This window comes from Streptomyces sp. H39-S7 (assembly GCF_027158205.1).
Lineage (GTDB): Bacteria > Actinomycetota > Actinomycetes > Streptomycetales > Streptomycetaceae > Actinacidiphila.
In genome coordinates this window covers 33544-50171 of the sequence record NZ_JAPVLU010000041.1, presented here as the reverse complement: position 1 = coordinate 50171, position 16628 = coordinate 33544, and the positions used below count along the sequence as shown (strand labels likewise).

The 16628-nt window shown below is 68.5% G+C and carries 14 protein-coding genes; 9 read left to right on the top strand and 5 right to left on the bottom strand.

The features are described 5' to 3' along the window. Nucleotides 1-8: 8 nt before the first annotated feature. The 3 genes from O3X23_RS31860 to O3X23_RS31850 all read right to left on the bottom strand — a co-directional run bounded on the left by O3X23_RS31860 (nucleotide 9) and on the right by O3X23_RS31850 (nucleotide 2196). Nucleotides 9-1316, bottom strand: coding sequence for a site-specific integrase (locus tag O3X23_RS31860; RefSeq protein ID WP_269275710.1), 1308 nt, complete (start codon nucleotides 1314-1316; stop codon nucleotides 9-11). Continuing rightward, nucleotides 1313-1531, bottom strand: a complete 219-nt coding sequence (locus O3X23_RS31855; protein WP_164607325.1) for a helix-turn-helix domain-containing protein — start codon at nucleotides 1529-1531, stop codon at nucleotides 1313-1315. The genes O3X23_RS31860 and O3X23_RS31855 overlap by 4 nt, the downstream gene beginning before the upstream one ends. Before the next feature lie 122 nt (nucleotides 1532-1653). Continuing rightward, nucleotides 1654-2196 (bottom strand): helix-turn-helix transcriptional regulator, encoded by a 543-nt coding sequence (locus O3X23_RS31850; protein WP_269275705.1) that lies wholly within the window; start codon nucleotides 2194-2196, stop codon nucleotides 1654-1656. Nucleotides 2197-2469: 273 nt separating this feature from the next. Here O3X23_RS31850 and O3X23_RS31845 point away from each other — a divergent pair, with 273 nt between their 5' ends. From O3X23_RS31845 to O3X23_RS31830, 4 genes are all read left to right on the top strand, one after another. Beyond that, on the top strand, nucleotides 2470-3999 hold the full coding sequence (locus O3X23_RS31845) for a DnaB-like helicase N-terminal domain-containing protein (RefSeq protein ID WP_269275781.1): 1530 nt from the start codon (nucleotides 2470-2472) through the stop codon (nucleotides 3997-3999). A gap of 248 nt (nucleotides 4000-4247) precedes the next feature. Beyond that, nucleotides 4248-5189, top strand: coding sequence for a DUF2637 domain-containing protein (locus tag O3X23_RS31840; RefSeq protein WP_269275703.1), 942 nt, complete (start codon nucleotides 4248-4250; stop codon nucleotides 5187-5189). A gap of 339 nt (nucleotides 5190-5528) precedes the next feature. Further along, entirely contained in the window at nucleotides 5529-6056 is a 528-nt protein-coding gene (locus tag O3X23_RS31835) for a MobC family plasmid mobilization relaxosome protein (RefSeq protein ID WP_269275701.1), read from the top strand. A gap of 5 nt (nucleotides 6057-6061) precedes the next feature. Beyond that, on the top strand, nucleotides 6062-7777 hold the full coding sequence (locus O3X23_RS31830) for a relaxase/mobilization nuclease domain-containing protein (RefSeq protein ID WP_269275699.1): 1716 nt from the start codon (nucleotides 6062-6064) through the stop codon (nucleotides 7775-7777). A 349-nt stretch (nucleotides 7778-8126) separates the two neighbouring features. On the opposite strand, the gene O3X23_RS31825 is transcribed toward O3X23_RS31830, so the two are convergent. After that, on the bottom strand, nucleotides 8127-9452 hold the full coding sequence (locus O3X23_RS31825; RefSeq protein ID WP_269275697.1) for a tetratricopeptide repeat protein: 1326 nt from the start codon (nucleotides 9450-9452) through the stop codon (nucleotides 8127-8129). Nucleotides 9453-9703: 251 nt separating this feature from the next. Between O3X23_RS31825 and O3X23_RS31820 the strand changes: the two genes are divergently transcribed. The 4 genes from O3X23_RS31820 to cyaB all read left to right on the top strand — a co-directional run bounded on the left by O3X23_RS31820 (nucleotide 9704) and on the right by cyaB (nucleotide 14184). Continuing rightward, entirely contained in the window at nucleotides 9704-10027 is a 324-nt protein-coding gene (locus O3X23_RS31820) for a DUF6415 family natural product biosynthesis protein (RefSeq protein WP_269275695.1), read from the top strand. Between the two features lie 332 nt (nucleotides 10028-10359). Continuing rightward, nucleotides 10360-12498, top strand: coding sequence for a B12-binding domain-containing radical SAM protein (locus tag O3X23_RS31815; RefSeq protein ID WP_269275693.1), 2139 nt, complete (start codon nucleotides 10360-10362; stop codon nucleotides 12496-12498). A gap of 10 nt (nucleotides 12499-12508) precedes the next feature. Then, a complete protein-coding gene (locus tag O3X23_RS31810; protein ID WP_269275691.1) occupies nucleotides 12509-13585 on the top strand; it encodes an aldo/keto reductase in 1077 nt (358 codons plus the stop codon). A 29-nt stretch (nucleotides 13586-13614) separates the two neighbouring features. Next, the gene (gene cyaB / locus O3X23_RS31805; RefSeq protein WP_269275690.1) at nucleotides 13615-14184 is read left to right on the top strand and encodes a class IV adenylate cyclase; all 570 of its coding nucleotides are present in this window, start codon (nucleotides 13615-13617) and stop codon (nucleotides 14182-14184) included. 416 nt (nucleotides 14185-14600) lie between these two features. Here cyaB and O3X23_RS31800 read toward each other — a convergent pair whose 3' ends face one another. After that, complete coding sequence (locus O3X23_RS31800) at nucleotides 14601-15668, bottom strand: PucR family transcriptional regulator (RefSeq protein ID WP_269275688.1); 1068 nt, start codon at nucleotides 15666-15668, stop codon at nucleotides 14601-14603. Nucleotides 15669-16078: 410 nt separating this feature from the next. Here O3X23_RS31800 and O3X23_RS31795 point away from each other — a divergent pair, with 410 nt between their 5' ends. Continuing rightward, a complete protein-coding gene (locus tag O3X23_RS31795; protein WP_269275686.1) occupies nucleotides 16079-16588 on the top strand; it encodes a hypothetical protein in 510 nt (169 codons plus the stop codon). Nucleotides 16589-16628 lie beyond the last annotated feature (40 nt).

Sequence of the window (16628 nt, the reverse complement as noted above, 5' to 3'; positions counted from 1 at the left end):
TACAGCAACTACTCCGGCTGCTGGCGACCTTCCTCGGCTGCCGGATCGGGCACGCCCTCGTCCAGCTCAGCCTCCGCCAGATCCGCCAGGTCCGCCAGCCCACCTTCGAGCGTCGCCCCGAGCTTGCGCAGAGCGTCGCGGGTCTGCTCGGACGGAATGTGCGTGTAGACCTCCATGGTCACCGAGATCTGCGTGTGCCGGAGGATCTGCATCGCGATGCGCGGGTGGACGTCCAGGGCCGCCAGCAGCGAGCCGCAGGTGTGACGGGTGTCGTGGACGCGGATCAGCCGGACCCCGGCTTCGGCGCAGCGGAACGCGAAGCGCCGGTTGAAGTTCCGGGGCTCGACCGGCGTCCCGTAGCGGGTGGTGAAGACCATGTCCGACTCGGTCCACAGCTCGCGGGCGGCGAGCTTGTGGGCGTCGCGGCTCTTCTGCCGCAGCAGCAGCGCCGCCCTGCAGATGTCCGGCAGCGGGAGCAGTGCCTCCGAGGCGTCGGTCTTGGTCTCGGAGTGCAGCAGCTGGCGGCGTACCCGCTGGAGCTGCTTCTGGATGAGGACCTCGTTGCGGTCGAGCAGCACGTTCGACCATTCCAGCCCGAGCACCTCCCCTTTGCGGAGCCCCAGGACCAGGATCATCACGTACGCGCCGTAAAGCGGGTCGCGGGCGGTCCGCGCTGATTCGAGGAAGCGGCTGGCCTCCTCGACCGACCAGGGGATGACCTTGCGGCTGCGGGGCTTGGCCATTTTGACGAGCTGGGCGACGTTGCGGGAGATCATCTCCTCGCTCATTGCGTAGGTGAGGGCGCTGCGCAGCACGGTCCGGGCGTCGCCGACCGACCGCTTGGCCAGCACCTTGCCGCAACATTTGCCGATCGCGCAGCAGCGGCGTCGCTCCTCGGGTCGGGCCTCGTCCTTGCCCTGCGCGCAGCATTGGCAGGTGGCGGCGAGCTTGTTCAGCCACTCGCGCACGTCTCGGACGTTGAGCCGGTCAACGCGCTTGGCGCCGAGGAGGGGCGTTATGTAGAGGCGGACCACCGTCTCGTAGGTCGCGGCGGTGAGCGGCTTGAGGTTGACCTCCACCTCGGCCTTCAGCCAGTGGGCGAGGAAGCTCTCCAGCGTCGGTGTGCTGGTGGCCACCGGGCCGGCCTTGGCCGCCGTGTGGAGCTTGAGCCACTTGTCGTGGACCTCGGGGCGGGTCTTGCCGTAGACGTACTTGCGGGCGCGCTTGCCCATGGGCGTGGTCACCCAGGCGTAGGCGGCGAAGCCGTTCTTGTAGGGGTAGATGGACCCCTCGCCGTTACCGCGTTTGCCGCTCATGCCGTCAGCTCCATGTCGTCGGCGACGACCCGGGCAACGTACTCGTCGACCCAGACGGGCAGGATGCGGCGGCTGCGGCCGATGAGGACTGAGCGGATGGCGCCCGAGTGGACGAGTGCCTTGGTCTTGGACAGGCCGAAGTTGAGCATCTCGGCGACCTCGGCGGTGGTGAACCACTTCCGCTCGATGACGGTGGTGGCAGTGCTGGCGGGCATGGGAGGTTCCTCTTCTGGCTGACCGTGGGACGGCGAATCCCGGGGTCGGCCGGTGAAATCGTTCAGGGATGGGCGACTGGTTCGAACAGATGCCGCGCTGTTCGTAGCAGCGCGGCACCGTTTCAGTTGTTGTCGGTCGGGCCGTTCATACGGTCGCCGAGGAAACTGCGGAGCTTGGGCGGAGCGGCGTTGTGGTGATGGAACTCGCCGTTGGAGGCGACGGCCATCTCATGCGTGAGGAGCCCCTTGACCATGTCTTCCTGGTTCGGGTTGGCGTCGGTGTACGCCTTGAGGTCGTCCTGGATCCGGCGCATGTCCTTGCCCAGCGCCCGCCATTCCTTCCATCTGTCGACGTACTCGCCGATAAGACGGCGGACCAGCGGATTGGCTAGCTGGCCGGGCGGGCTGCTCAGCTCTTCGAGGGTGAGGTCGAAGACCTTGCAGAAGCCGAGCGCCTCGTCGAGGTTGACCCGCCGACGGGGCTTGCCGCTCTCGATGCGCCAGATCGCGGACTGGTTGACGACGTGCCCGGCCTCGGCCATCCGCTCGGCGAGCGTGACCGTGCTCCAGCCGCGCGCCTCGCGTTCGAGCTTGATGCGCTCGGCGACGTACTCCTCTGGCAGCGGCCGGTCCTGCCCTGCGCGAGACGCGCCTTCGTCGCTCACGGCTCCACCTCCTCGACCGGGCCCGGCGGACAGCCGGGGCGATGATGACAAGGAAACACCATTGCGGAGACGAATGCAAGCGTTGCAATGCGGAACGTTTCCGGTACCGTGGTCGTTGACCCCGGAGGGAGGTGAACGCAAAAAGCCCCCGGCGCTACGAACGCCGAGGGCCAAGCTCGCACACTCACAACCGCCCATCCCTGAACGATTTACCCGCGTGGCCTGGGATTCGCCGTCCCGTACGGCCCGCGAGCGAGGAGCTTCGTGTCCAGTATGGACGAACCCCGGTCGAACGCGCCACACCTCCGGGAGAACGGCAGCCACCCGCCATCTCCGGACATAACGGCGGTACCCCCGCACGACGTGGCCGCCGAGGCCGCTGTGCTCGGCGCCTGTATGCACCACCCGGACGTCATCGACGCCGTGCGCCACCTGCTCGACGGCGCCGACTTCTACCGCCCGGCCCACGAGTCGATCTGGCACGCCCTCCTCACCTTGCGCAGCGAGGACAAGCCCACAGATCCGATCGTCCTGTGCAACCAGCTGCGCGAGCAGGACGACCTGCAGCGGGTCGGCGGCGCCTCCTACCTGCACCAGATCGCCGGCGCCACACCCTCGGTCAGCGGCGCCGAGCACTACGCCGGCATCGTGCGCAAGCTCGCCGACCTGCGGCGCCTGCGCACCTCCAGCATCCGCACCGTCCAGCGCACGATGGAACCCGGAGCGGACCCGGACCTGATCCGCAGCGAGGTCGAGTCGGAGGTCCGGGCCGAGCGCGAACGCGCCCTGGCCTCAGGACAGGGACGGCTGTCGCGCTACATCGTCGACGGCTGGCGGTTCGTCACCGAGACCGGCGCCGACAAACAGCCCCTGTGGGGGACGAGCGCGCAGACGGTCTGGGCGTCCGGAGAGAGTCTGATGATCGTCGGAGCTCCTGGCGTCGGGAAGACGACCCTGGCCCATCAGGTGGTCATGGCCCGCCTGGGACTGGCAAGCGGTGTGCTGGACATGCCGGTCGCGCCGGGCAAGCGCGTGCTGTACCTGGCCATGGACCGGCCCCAGCAGATCGCCCGAGCCCTGGCCCGACGGATCGAGCCCGCTCACATGTCGCGCGTGCGCGACGGGCTGGCCGTCTGGCAGGGCCCACTGCCCGCCACCCTGGACAAGGAACCCGACCTCCTCGCCGACCTCGCCGCCGCCCACCAGGCCGACACGATCGTGATCGACAGCCTCAAGGACGCGGTCAGCACCCTGGTCGACGACGCCCTCGCCGTCGCCTACAACAACGCCCGCCAGCGAGCCATCCGTCAGGGCGTTGAGGTCATGGAGCTCCACCACCAGCGCAAGGCCACCGAAGGCGCACCCCGCGCCCAGCGGCCGACCCTCGACCGCGTCTACGGCTCCACCTGGCTCACTTCCGGGGCAGGCAGCATCCTGTTCATCGGAGGAGAGGCCGGTGACCCCGCCGTCACGCTCCACCACCTCAAGTGCCCGACCGGTGAAGTCGGCCCCCTCCAGGTCCTCCACGACCACGAACGCGGCACCTCGCAGGTCGACCCAGCCCTCGACCCGGTCGCGATCCTGCGCCAGCGCCCCGACGGCCTGACCGTCCGCGAGCTGGCCACCATTCAAAGCGGCGACAGCAACCCCGACCGCGCCGCCAGTGAGAAGGCCAGGCGCACCCTGGAGCGCCTGGCCAAAGCCGGTCTCGCGGTCAAGGCGGAAGGCACGGCAGGCGGCAGCGGGGGTGGCCAGCAGGCCCGCTACCGCGCCTCGGTACGCCACATCGGCGCCGTCTCCTAACCCCGCCCTACGGGCGTCAGGACCGTACACGGGGGCGTACACGCGCCCCTCCCGCGCACATGGGTCCACAGCGCGCCCAGAGCGTCCACGCTCGCCGCAAAACCGCAGGTCAAACGTTCACGCGACCGTACACGCCGTCCACGCACCCCAGCGTCCACGCGCGAGCCCCCCTTTAGAAGGGGGCTCGCGTGTACGCCCCTGCCGTGAACGCCGTGAACGCCCCTGAAACCACCCACGGAGAACTCCGCATGCCCCCGCTCGCCCTACGCACCAACACCGGCACCAGCCAACGCGCCACCGGCTGGGACCGAGCAGCGATCTTGACCCTAGGCGCCGCCGGATGCGCCTTGTCCTACGACGCCCTCCAGCAGATGGCCGTCGCCATCCACGTCCGTGGGATCCTCACCTACCTCTTCCCGCTCGTGATCGACGGCTTCATCGCCTATGGCGTCCGCGCCCTCCTGGTCCTACGCACCGCTCCCTTCCACGCCCGCCTGTACGTGTGGGCCCTGTTCGGCATCGCGACCACGGCTAGTGTCTGGGCCAACGCCCTCCACGCGGTGCGGCTCAATCAGCAAGGCGCCACCGGTGACCTTCACCTGGGTAACGTCCCCGTCGGCCTCCTGGCCATGCTCGCCCCGCTGGCCCTGGCCGGAGCCGTTCACCTCCACATCCTCATCGCCCGCCATACGACGGACGCTCCCCTGCACGGAATCCCTGCCGATCACTGCGAACCACACGACGCGGTGACCGGAATTCGACCCAGTGGGGACGAACCGACGCCGACCGCCAGCACCCCGCCCTTCGACGAAGCCGCCGCCGATCTCGTCGAAGACAGGGATGTGGATAGCCAGCCCCCTGCCTCGCCCAAAGACTTCTCAGTCCAGGAGGTGGCCGGACACTTCACTGTGGACGAACCCCAGAACGAGGTGACCTCAGCAGGTGACAGCCCGACCGGAAGTTCCGGTGGACTGACCGCCGGCAAGCCCGCCGGGCGTCCGCCGGGGGCGTCCCTGGACGATCTGCTCGCCATCGGCCGCCAAGCAGCGACCGACGCCGGGCTGCTGAGCCGGACCGTGGTCACCAAGGCCGTAAGGGCGCACGGAATCACCTTGTCCAGCGACCGGCTCACCGGCGTCATGGACCGCCTCCGCGCGGAAGAGAGCGCCGAGCAGCTCCCCCTCCGCTGACCAGGGACCGCGCGGGGCGGCTCCCAGCCGGCCGGGAGCCGCACCGCTCTCTATCCCATCGCTCCGGTCCCACCAAACCGCCGGACATCCGGACCATCACTCCGAGTTCACCCGTCCGAATCCGCCTCGTTCGCAGCACCGAACCATCCGCCAGGAGACCCCAACATGACGAAGGACCAACACATCGCAGATAGCGCCGGAGAAGGATCCGAGCAGGTCCCAAAGCCCCCTACGATGAAGGGACTCTGGCGGTGGGCGTTCGGGAAGACAGCCCCTGGCGGAGCCAGTAGTACCCCAACTCCGACTTATGGCCGGAGTGGGGGAGTCTCCGCCCCAGGGGTGGCGGAGGAAGCCTGGCGCGAGGGCGCGCCAGGCCAAGAGGACGGGCAGCTCGCCCTGGATAAGCTCCCCGCCGTCCAGCGCGAGATCCTCGCCGCCATACGCCCCAGCGCTCCCGTCGAGCAGAGCTCCCATCGATCCAATCGCCGCTTCAACGGCGTGAACCGCCAGGCCCGCGTCGGCCCGTTGCAGTTCCGGCCCGAGGAGCGTGAGCACCTGGACGTGTCGGCTGCCGCGAACGGTTACCGCAGCCCCGGCGGCTTCGCCGCGGACGTGACCCTGGCCTTCGTCGACGGCCGGTTCTTCGTCGACCTGCCGCTCGCGGAAGAACGCCGCAAGCTGCACCTGTTCCGCACCCAGGTCATCCGTCACCTCAGCAGGATCGGGCACAACATCAACCAGATCGCCCGCGCCCACAACGGCGGCTACGAAGCACCAGCCGACGCCTACCGAAGCCTGGACGAGCTGCAACACCTCCTGACGGAGATCGCCGAGGCTCTGCGTGAGCCCTCCGGTCAGGGGGTCTGACCGCCGTGATCGCCGCCATCAAGCCCTCCGGTGCCAACACCCGCGGTCTACTCGCCTACCTCTACGGGCCCGGCCGCCATGACGAACACCACGACCCCCACATCGTCGCCGGCTTTGAAAACTTCGCGATGCCCGACCCTGGCCGCGACCCCACGGCCACCCTCACCGAACTCGCCCACTACCTCGACGAACCCGTGAAACTCCGCAACGGCGAACCGGGCAAGCCCGTCGCCGACCACGTCTGGCACTGCCCCGTACGCGCCGCACCCGAAGACCGGCACCTGTCCGATGCCGAATGGGGAGAGATCGCCGAGCGCATCGTCCGCACCGCCGGCATCGCCCCACCAGGTGATGACCTGGCCTGCCGCTGGATCGCCGTGCGCCACGCCGACGATCACATCCACATCCTCGCCACCACCGTCCGCGAAGACGGCCGCCGCCCGAAGCGTCACAACAGCGGCCAGCGCGCCGGGCAGGAGTGCCGTCAGATCGAGAAGGATTACGGGCTGCGCCAGCTCGCCACCGGTGACGGCACCGCCACCCAGGCCCCCACCCAAGGCGAAATGCACAAGGCAGCCCGCCTGGGCTGGGAGGAGCCCGCCAAGCAATGGCTCCAGGACTGCATCCGCGCCGCCCTCCCCCACGCCGCGAACGTCGAGGAGCTCTTCGCCTACCTCCAGGCAGACGGTGTACAGATCAAGATCCGCCGGATGCCCTCCGGCGACCCGATCGGCTACGTCGCCGCCCGCCCCGGGGACCTGAAGGCCAACGGACAGCCCAACTACATCCCTGGCGGGAAGATCGCCACCGATCTGACCTTGCCCAAGCTCCAAGCCCGCCTCGACACCGGGAAGCCCGAAGAGCACCCCACCGCGCGCCGCAACCGGCCCGGCACCCCGTGGACCCGCGCCACCGAAATCCTCGACGCCACCACTGGCGAGGAAGGTGACGGCACCCTTGGTCAGGCCCACATCGCCGCGCTCGGCGAGCTCATCGAAGCCACCTCACAAACCACCCCCAAGGAGCTTCGGGCAGAACTACGAGCCGCCACCAGGACGTTCGCCCGCGCCCAGCGCTCCCAAATCCGTGCCGAGGACCAGGCCGCCGCGGATCTGCGGCGCGCCGCCCGCGACATCATCAACGCCACCGCCGGCCCCGACGGCAGCGCCCTCTCAGCCCTGCTCGCCACCCTGATATGGACGGCGATCCTCGCCGGACGCTGGCATGAGCGACGCGGCCACCAGCAACAGGCTGCTGCTGCCCATCAGGCAGTCCAGCACCTGCAGAGCGCCCATGACCAGGTCCTCACTCCCCACCTCGTCGGCCTCACCGCCCGCCAGCCCAAGGAAGCGGTGCGCAACACCCTCGCCGCCGACGTTCGCGCCGCCCTGCCCGACCACGCCGCGCGCATCCTCGCCGACCCCAACTGGCCCGCCCTCGCCACCGTCCTCGCCGACGCCGAATCCAGCGGCCACAAACCCCACCAGCTCCTGAAAGAGGCCGCCGCCCGCCGCGAACTGGCCACCGCCCGCCAACCCGCAACCGTCCTGCTCACCCGCATCCAACACACCGCCCGCAACCCCGCACCCAACCCACGAGCCGAAGCCGCCCGACGGCGATCCCCTGCCATCACAACCGCCTCGGCCCAGCAACCGAGCACCGTGCAGCCCACACCACCAGCCCCCGCGCCGGCCGACACGCACCGGCCGCACCGCCGATAGATAACGAAGGACCCGCTCACCCACCCGCCGACGTCGCTGAGGAACCCGGACCAGCCGGGTCCTTCAGCCGGCTTCGGGTGTCTGCGAGTCCTGCTCGTATGGTTGTCAGGCGCGGTGCTGCTTCCAGGCCAGGGCGATGGATCTCCAGCGGGCTCAGGCCGTGGCCGCCGACAGCGCATCCCGGATGCGTGCCTGGGGGTGGTGCTCCAACGCGCGGTCGATCTGCCCGGCGCAGAGTTCCTCGGAGACGTTGCAGGAACAACCGCGATCGTCGTGGGGGTGTACAGAACAGAGGTAAGGCTGGCCACGACCCCACCGACGAGAAGCCGGACACTAAAGCGCCTCCCGGTCAGGCTTCCGCTGCGGGCCGGAGTAATTCTGCTCTCTGTCGGAGGTCTTCTGCCTCGGGCACGTTCCTATAGCGGTCCAACCGGGCGTACATGTCCTCGACCGCCTCGCCAACTTTCACCGACCTGATGCCGTCCGCACAGTCGAGGAACGCCGTCCACGTGGACAGTGCCGCGTCGAGGTCGCCTTGCCGCACGTGGACCTGGCCGAGGTCGGCGAGGACAATCGCGCGGCTGCGGCGGCGGTCGAGACCGTGGATCTCCAGGGACTGGTGCAGGTGCTCGGTGGCCCCGTCGAGGTCGCCCAGCCTGGCGAGGATCATGCCCGAGTGGTGGGCCCACCGCCCGATGCTGAAGTGGGAGGCCCACGAATCCCCCGGCGGTGCGTCGGGGGATTTCTCAATCGCCGTCTGCGATGCCGCAAGCGCCCTGGTCGCAAGACGGCGGTCGCCGTCCAGCGCGGCGGCGTCGGCAAGGGTGGTCTGGTAGTACGAGACGGCTCGCGCGTCGTCCAATGTCTTCGCCGCGTCGACGCATCGCTCGGACAGCCGCAGGGCGACGGCATGGAACCTCGGGCCGAGGTCGATGGCCTGGACGGCCATGCCCCGCAGGGCGGTCGCGGACAGTTCGGGGTCGCCGGCTTCGGCCGCCAGGCGGTAGGCGTGCGCGTAGTAGCGCTGGGCCATTCCCTGATTGCCTTCGTCCTGGGCCATCCAGCCGGCGAGGTGGACGAGTTGGGAGGTCGCGGCGAACAGTTCCCGGCCGGTCTTCTCGGTGTAGTTGCCGTTGAGCCAGGGGCCGACGTCTTCGATGAGGTAGCGCACGGCCAGGTGCCGGGCGTGGCCGCCGCCGAGCTCGGCTGCCGCGTCGCCGAGGACCTGGGACATCTGCCGGACAGCGGCGACCTCGCCGGTGCCGACCCGTACGGCTCCGGCACGGTTGGTCCGGCGCACGATGCCCTCCGGGTCCGGGAGGTTGATGGCGCCAAGGGCGTATGCGCTCGTCGCGGCGAGGAAGTTCCGCCGTTGCACGTCGCTCCTTCCCAACTCGATGACTGACGCCACGGTATCGGCGACCGCTGATCCGGTCTCCGCGTATTCCGGTGCTGCAACTGAGTGATCGTCCAGTTCGAGAACGTCGACGATGTACGGCATCCAGTAATCCGGCTTCCGTTTGCCGACCATCCACCGGCGGACGGATTGCCGGTCGAGGCCGGCGGGTCCTCGCCCTTCGGCGATCCCGAGCTCTCGGGCGAGCTTGGCCGGACCCCAACCGCGTGCCGCACACGCCTGCTGGATCAGTAGGCCGATCTCCGGGCTGTCGGGCACCTCGCCCCTCCCTCCGCCTGGCACGGGAGGACTCATGTCCGCCCTGGGTTGGCCTACACGGGCCTACGACTGGCCTACAGCCTGGCACCTCCTCACCGTGCGTACCCACCCGTTGACTGAACAGCACAGAGAAGGTGCTCGCTCATCGAACGGAAAACGGTGATCACGCCCGTGCACACCACCGACAAATCCACCATTGAAGGCGCCTGTACCCCCGCAACCCACGCGGTGCTTCTGCCCGCGGAGTCCCGATGACGACCCCGGCCGGCGCCGCCGACATGGCCAGTGATGTCCGGCTCGCCCTGGCCCTGGCCGAAGGCAGGCCGACGGGGCCTGCCACCGATGTGCTGCGCGGACGCCTCCGTACCTACATCGGGGCCCTCCTGGACCCGGCCGACGCCTACGCCGCGAACCTCGCGGATTCCCGGGCGCGCGACATCGCGGTGAACACCGTCCGCCATGCGCGAGCCGTAGTGCAGGACCCCGTACAGGACCCTGCAGCGAACCTCCGTCTGCTGGCCAAGACCGTTGATCATCTGGCCCGCTACGCCGCAGCGTCGAAGGAAGGTGGCTGACGGTGAGCGGGGTGCACGCGGCTGCCCCACGATCCTCGAAGCCGGGGTGGCCGTGGCCCTGCTGGGCTTGTTGGGGCTGCTCCCGCCAGCCGTGATCCTCGCACCGCACGTAACGGAGGCGGCACGAGTCCCCGTGGCAGCCTCCCGCCCTGACGTGCCGCCCATCGCCGACGAAGCCGCCCACCTGCCGGTTTAACCCCGGGCCCCTGTGCTCCGGTGTTCTTCATGCTCCGTCACCTCCCGCCGCAGTCCCCGGCGGCCGCGCGGTGCCACTTCCCGCCCGGCCGCCGGATTCCACCTCCCGCCCATCCCTCCCGAAAGGACCCCTGTCCATGTCCCTCGACACAGGCACCAGGCTGCGAGAGATCCTCCGGCTGGCCGGATCACCCGACGACCAACACAGGTTGGCGGAACAGGACATCCACGGCCTGTCGATCGCCCCCGAAGCCCTGCGCTCAGCCCTCGCGTCCTGCCACACCGGGCGAGTCCACGTCACCGGCACACTCGAACGGCGCCTGGTCCTCCTGGAATGCTCCGACAGGCGATGGGTAGTCGCGGACCTGTCCGGACAGCCGCACGAGACGCGGGGCTGGCCGGCCTGGCTGGACGGGCACCTCCACCTCGACGACGCCGGATCCTGGCTGTCGCTGGCAGATCTGGACGAGCACGCCGTCGGCCGGTTCAACCGCCCCCGTGTGCTGCTCGCAGCCCTGTACCACCCGGAGTACTTCCCGCTCCCCCGCTTCCCGTTAGGCATCTCCGACGTGGCACGCGCCGCCCGCTCCACCCTCCTGGGCACCGTGTCCCTGGCAGACATGCAGCTCGGCGTGACGTTGAGGGATCTGATCACCCAGGTGCGGATCGAGGCCCCCGACATTCTGGGAGTGTCCGCAACCTTCGGCCAGCACGACCTCCTAATCACACTGCTGGACACGGTCTTCGCCCAGCCGGAGCCGCCCGTCATCGTGGTCGGTGGAAGCCTCACCGCACGCAACGAAGGCTTGCTCCTGGAGCGCTACCCGGACCTGCTGGTGGCCCGTGCTGGCGGGGAAGCCACGATCGAAGGGCTCCTCGGGCACTGGCACGGCGACCTTGAGCGCCAGCACATCCCGGCGCTCGGCTACAACGGAACCGCCAGAGGAGGCGGCATAGCCATCGCCCGGCGTCGCACAGCCAAGCCGATAGCGCGCGACGCGACGGCGGATATCTTCCCCGAACTTGATCTTCTCCCCGCCACGTTCGAGCACCACGGTGTGGCCCAGCTGGAGGCAAGCCGAGGGTGCACGAATTTCTGCTCGTTCTGCCCGCGCGGCCACAAGGGCACCTGGTCCGGAGCCGCCCCGGAGCGGCTGCCGTGGATGCTGGGCGAAATGCGGAAGGTCTACGACCGTTATCCGGATGTGTCGCGGACCCTGTACCTGGTCGACGAGGAGTTCATCGGCCGCGGTGACGATGCTGTCTCCCGGGCGCTGGACGTCGGCCGGGTACTGCACGAAGCCGGGTTCGCCTGGGAATCGAGCTGCCGGGTGGACCAGGTCGTACGGACCGACCGCGACGCTGCGTGGCACGTGGAGCGGGCCGACATGTGGCGCACGCTCGTGAACCGGGGCCTGCGCCGGATGCTGTTCGGCGTGGAATCGGGAGTCGACTCCATCCTGGCCCGGTTCAACAAGGAGACCGGCGGCGAGCAGAACGCCCTGGCCATTCGTACCTTGTCCGCGCTCGGCGTCCCCACGCGCTTCACGTACATCACCTTCGACCACCTGATGACGCTGGAGGAGCTGAAGGCCACCTACGCCTTCCAAGGCCGAACCGATCTCCTGCTGCTCCCGCAGCCCCACCTGGCGCCGGCCGACATCGTGCGCGGGGTACGGGACGAGGCGTTCGTAGCTCAGGCGGCGACCGGCAGCCCTCTGCACACGGGCATCTCCTACATGCTCGTCTCGATGGAATGCCTGATCGGAGCTGCTTACACCCGCAAAGCCCAGGAACACGGCCTGACCGGCGATATTCGGCCGTCGATGGGCCGTGTCGATGCCCGGTTCGCGGACTGGCGTATCGGCGTCGCCAGCACGTGGGCACAGCGCTGGGTCGACCGGAACTTCGCCCTGGACTACACGCTCAAGTCGCTGGAGAAGATCCTCGACGGCGACCAACGCGACGCGGTGCGCGCAGCCCGCGTCGTCCTCAAGGACGCAGCGTTCACCGTTCTTGGCGACATGATCGCCGTCATCGAGGCCCACCCCCTGATCCCGGTCGAGGAGCACGCCGAGCAGCAGCTCACCGTCCTCATCGGCACCTTGCTGGAGGCCCGGATCGACCGGCTGCGCGAGCGCATGGCGTCCACCGTCGAGCAGGTGGGAGCGCAACTGCGCGGGGAGCACGCCAAGATGCTCCGCCACGAACACGGCCGGTGGGAGTCCGCCACCGGCTGGCAGCTGATCAACGCCTCAGACCCCTGCGGAACCTAGGGAGGATCAGATGGACCACCACGACATGCCGGGCCTCGGCCGGAAGGTGTCACGGTTCGGCGCGGGCTGCTGGACCATCGGCGGTCCCGCCGTCAACAACGGGACACCGATCGGTTGGGACGGAGTGGACGAAGACGCCGCCTACGCTGGGCTGGTTCGCGCACACGAATTGGGCGTCACCGTCTTCGATACCGCAGACGTCTACGGGCTCGGCCGCTCCGAACGCCTCATCGGCCGCCTGCTGCGCGAGACCACCCGCAACAACCTCGTGATCTCCAGCAAAGTCGGGTACTTCGCCGGCACCGCCCGACACCCCTACCTCCCCAGCCAGATACACCGCCAGTTCGCCACCACCCTGGACAACCTGGGAACCGGCTACCTGGACCTCTACCATCTGCACAGCAGCGACTTCGGCGACCGCGACACCTACCTGCAACCAACGATCGACAGCGTCGTCCAGTTGCGCGATCGGGGTCTGATCCACGCCATCGGGATGCGCACACCCCACCGGTTCGCCCTGGAATGGGCAGACCGGCCCAGCCACCCCCACGCGGCCGAGACGCGCCGCTTCCTGCACCTGCTCCGATCCGTACGCCCGGACGTGCTCACCGTCCGCCACAACCTGATGAGCCCCCGGTACTCACCCGGCGAGACCGACATCTTCGCCTTCGCGCGCGCCGAAGGAATCGGCGTCATGATCAAGCAAGTCCTCGGACAGGGACTCCTCCTGGGCACCCGCCAGACCGGCTCCGAACGCACGTTCAGCGCCTCCGACCACCGCTCTGGTAAGCCGGTCGACGCCGATCTTCTGCGCCTGCTGGGAAACGCGGTGAACCAGATCGGACGACGGTTCGGCGCAGCCCGCCAGGACCTCGCCAGAGCTGCAGTGCAATATGCCCTGCACGACGCCCCTAAGGCGGTCGCCCTCATCGGATTCCGGGATGCCTCCCAGATCAGCACCACCCTGGCCCGCGCCAACGAACCGATCACCGACGGAGACATGGACTTCCTGCACGCCGTCATGTCACCCGTACGGGAGAAGATGACCGATTCCCAGCCCGGCACGAACGCCCATCGAAAGAATTGACCCACGCCCCCAGCGGCAAAGGAGACACCGTGGAGTACACCGAAGTCGAGCAGAAGTACCGGCTCGCTGTCCCGACCCAGTCCGTCAAGGACACCCTGACGCGGATGGAAGCCAAACCCGGCGAGGCGTCCCGGCAAATCGACACCTACTACAACGCTCCCCATCGGGACTTCCTCGCCCCCACGACGATCTCCGAATGGCTACGGGTCCGCGTCGAGGACAACACCGCGTCCCTGAACTTCAAGCGGTGGCACCCGATCGAGGCCCAACTGAAGACGCACTGCGACGAGTACGAGTCGGCCGTCACCGATCCGAAGGCCGTCACCATGCTCCTGGACGCACTCGACTACAAGGAGATCGCCACCGTCGACAAGGTCCGCGAGGAGTGGACCACCAGCGACGGGGACATCGCCGTCGCCTTCGACGAGGTGGCCGACCTCGGCACCTTCATCGAGTTCGAGTTCAAGGGCGAAGCCGCCAGCATCGAAGCTGCCACCACCCGCCTGGACGAGTTCATCGCCACCATCGGTGCCGAGCTCGGCGAGCGCATCCACGCCGGCTACCCGCACCTGGTCCTCGGCCGCCACACCGCATCCTGAGCGGTTGACCCACCGCAGGCTGTGCGAGCCTGAGGCAACATCGCAAGCTTGGTGACCCCTGTGCGCTTTCCGCCTCCGAAGCAGCGGCCTAAGCGACGATGAAGGCGCGCCAGAGAGACACATCAAGGGCACACGAGAGCCACAAACGTCGGTGATCGGCGGGAACTACTGAAGGTAGTTCCCGGCGATCACCGCGCCTGCGTCGAGGCCCGCCCAGATGGCGACCAAGTGGGGCCGGCTTCGTCGCAGGTTCGTACCAGCCACTGAAACTCGCGCCACGAAATCCCCGCTGCTGCGTCCAAGCCTTCCAAAGATCAACGTCTCGGCCACAAAGGTGCGAAAAGACTTCTGATCGGTCGGATCGAAAATCCGCCGATACGCCTTGCCATGCTTCGACGTGCGGGGTTCTAACCGGGCTAGATTTCGTTGCCAGGCCAGTCCAGGAGCCGGGCACCGATCACGGCGGTCTGAAGGGTGTAGCGGTGCATTGGCTCGGCGGGGTCGGAGCCGGTGAGCTGGTGAATGCGATGGAGACGGTAGGTCAAGGCCCGTACGCTCAGACTGAGGCGGCGCGCCGCCTCGGCCGAGACGCAGCCTGAGTCGAAGTAGGCGGTCAAGGTCTCCAAGAGCGGTTCAGCCCCGCCTCGGGCCTGCCGGAGCGGGCCCAAGGTACTGCTCACCAGGTCGGACATGGCTTGCCGGTCTCGGGTGAGGACTGGGAATACCAAGAGGTCGGCTGCGCGGAGAAGGGCATCGCCGAGGTTCATGCGCTCCGCGAGATCGAGTGCGCTGAGGGCTTCCTCATATGAATGGACCACACCGCCCGCTCCCGAGTGGGAGCGGCCGATCGCCGTCCTCCCCCCGCCGACCGCCGCGTATGCCTGCTGGGCGAAATGCGTCAGGACATCGGCCTGGTCGCCTGGGGCGACGCAGACCAGCCGGCCCTCCTTGGTGGTGAGCAGGATCCGGCGATCACCGAACCGGCTGATCAAGGCGCGCTCCACGCGCCGGGTGACCGGGTCGGTGTCGTCGTACGCCGCCGGGCCCTCCGCAACTGCGACGGCGTGCGCCTGGGACAGCAGCAACCCGAAGTGCTTGGCCCGCTCCGCGAGACGGCCCAGATCGCTGCGACCGTAAAGTAGATCATCAATGAACTCGCGCCGGGCCGCCTCTTCCTGGCGCACTGCGAGCCGCTGCGCACGCTCATGGCCCTCCGCGAAGGCGTCGACGGCCTGCTCGACGGCGGCCAGGACGCTGTCGACCCGGCCAGTGATCTTGGGGAGGTTCGGCAGAGCAGCCCGCGTGGCGGCCAGGTGGGCGCGGACGAGGGCTCGCAGGCCGTGCCCGTCCTCGGCCGCTTGTTCTCCCAGCGACCGGCGAGATTCGAGCTCGTCGCGGGTCAGTCGCCGCCCCGTCGAGGACACTTCGGCCAATATGTGGCCATATTCGTCTAGGTAGTGCTCGGGTATCTCCCGCTGCGCCACGTGGTCTCCTGGATCTTGACGGGCTTGTGACGGCTACTTGACGCACGAAGGGCAACAATGTCAGAACGCCAGACGAGCACGGCACCCGGCAGCGGGAGTCCATCAACATTGTCGGTGTGCCGCGGTGCAGCATCGGCGGCATTCGCAGGGGAACGAGGACGGACCCGGTGTCGGAAGCGGCCCTGCGCCGCACCCGAGAACGTGACCTGGGCCGCGGTGCACAAGGGATCGGAGCACCTGTCTCCTCTACGGGCCCTGTGAGCGGCCAGCGTTGCGGCGAGAAACATTCGGAAGGGCAAGGCGGCATCAAAGACGGGAAAAAATTGCCGGGAAGCGGCAATGTGTCTCTCCCCGCTCCGGTGGGACCATCCCCCGACCCGCGGATCAGCAGGGCAGAAGGGGTGGAACGGATGACCGTGTTTCTTTGTCTCGGAACGGCGGGAATCGTCCTGCTCGCGCTTTCGTTGATCTTCGATGGTGTAGCCGAGGGGCTCTTCGACGGCGTCCTGGACGGGGTGTTCGACGGCTTGCTGTCGCTCCCGGTCGTCGCGGGGTTCGTCTCCATGCTGGGCTTCGGCGGCGCCATCGTGCTGGGCACCACCTCACTCGGGCCCATCGGCGCCACTCTCACGGGCGCTCTCGCGGGTGTCGCGACCGGCTGGTTGACTTTGAAGCTCAGCCGCACGCTGATGCGCGGGCAGACGGCCGTTACTCCGCGCGGTAGCGATCTCGTGGGCATGGCTGGTTCGGTTGTCACCGCCATCCCGGCCGACGGCTATGGCGAGGTGCTGCTGCGTCGCGCGGGCCAGCTGGCGAAGTTCGCGGCCAAGAGCCCGGTTCCCGTCGAACGAGGTGCCGAGATCTGGGTGGAAGCAGTGCTGTCGACCACTTCGGTCGCGGTGCGCCCCGTCCACCCCTGACAGACGTTCCTGCATCACCTGAATCCGACCGCATCGATCT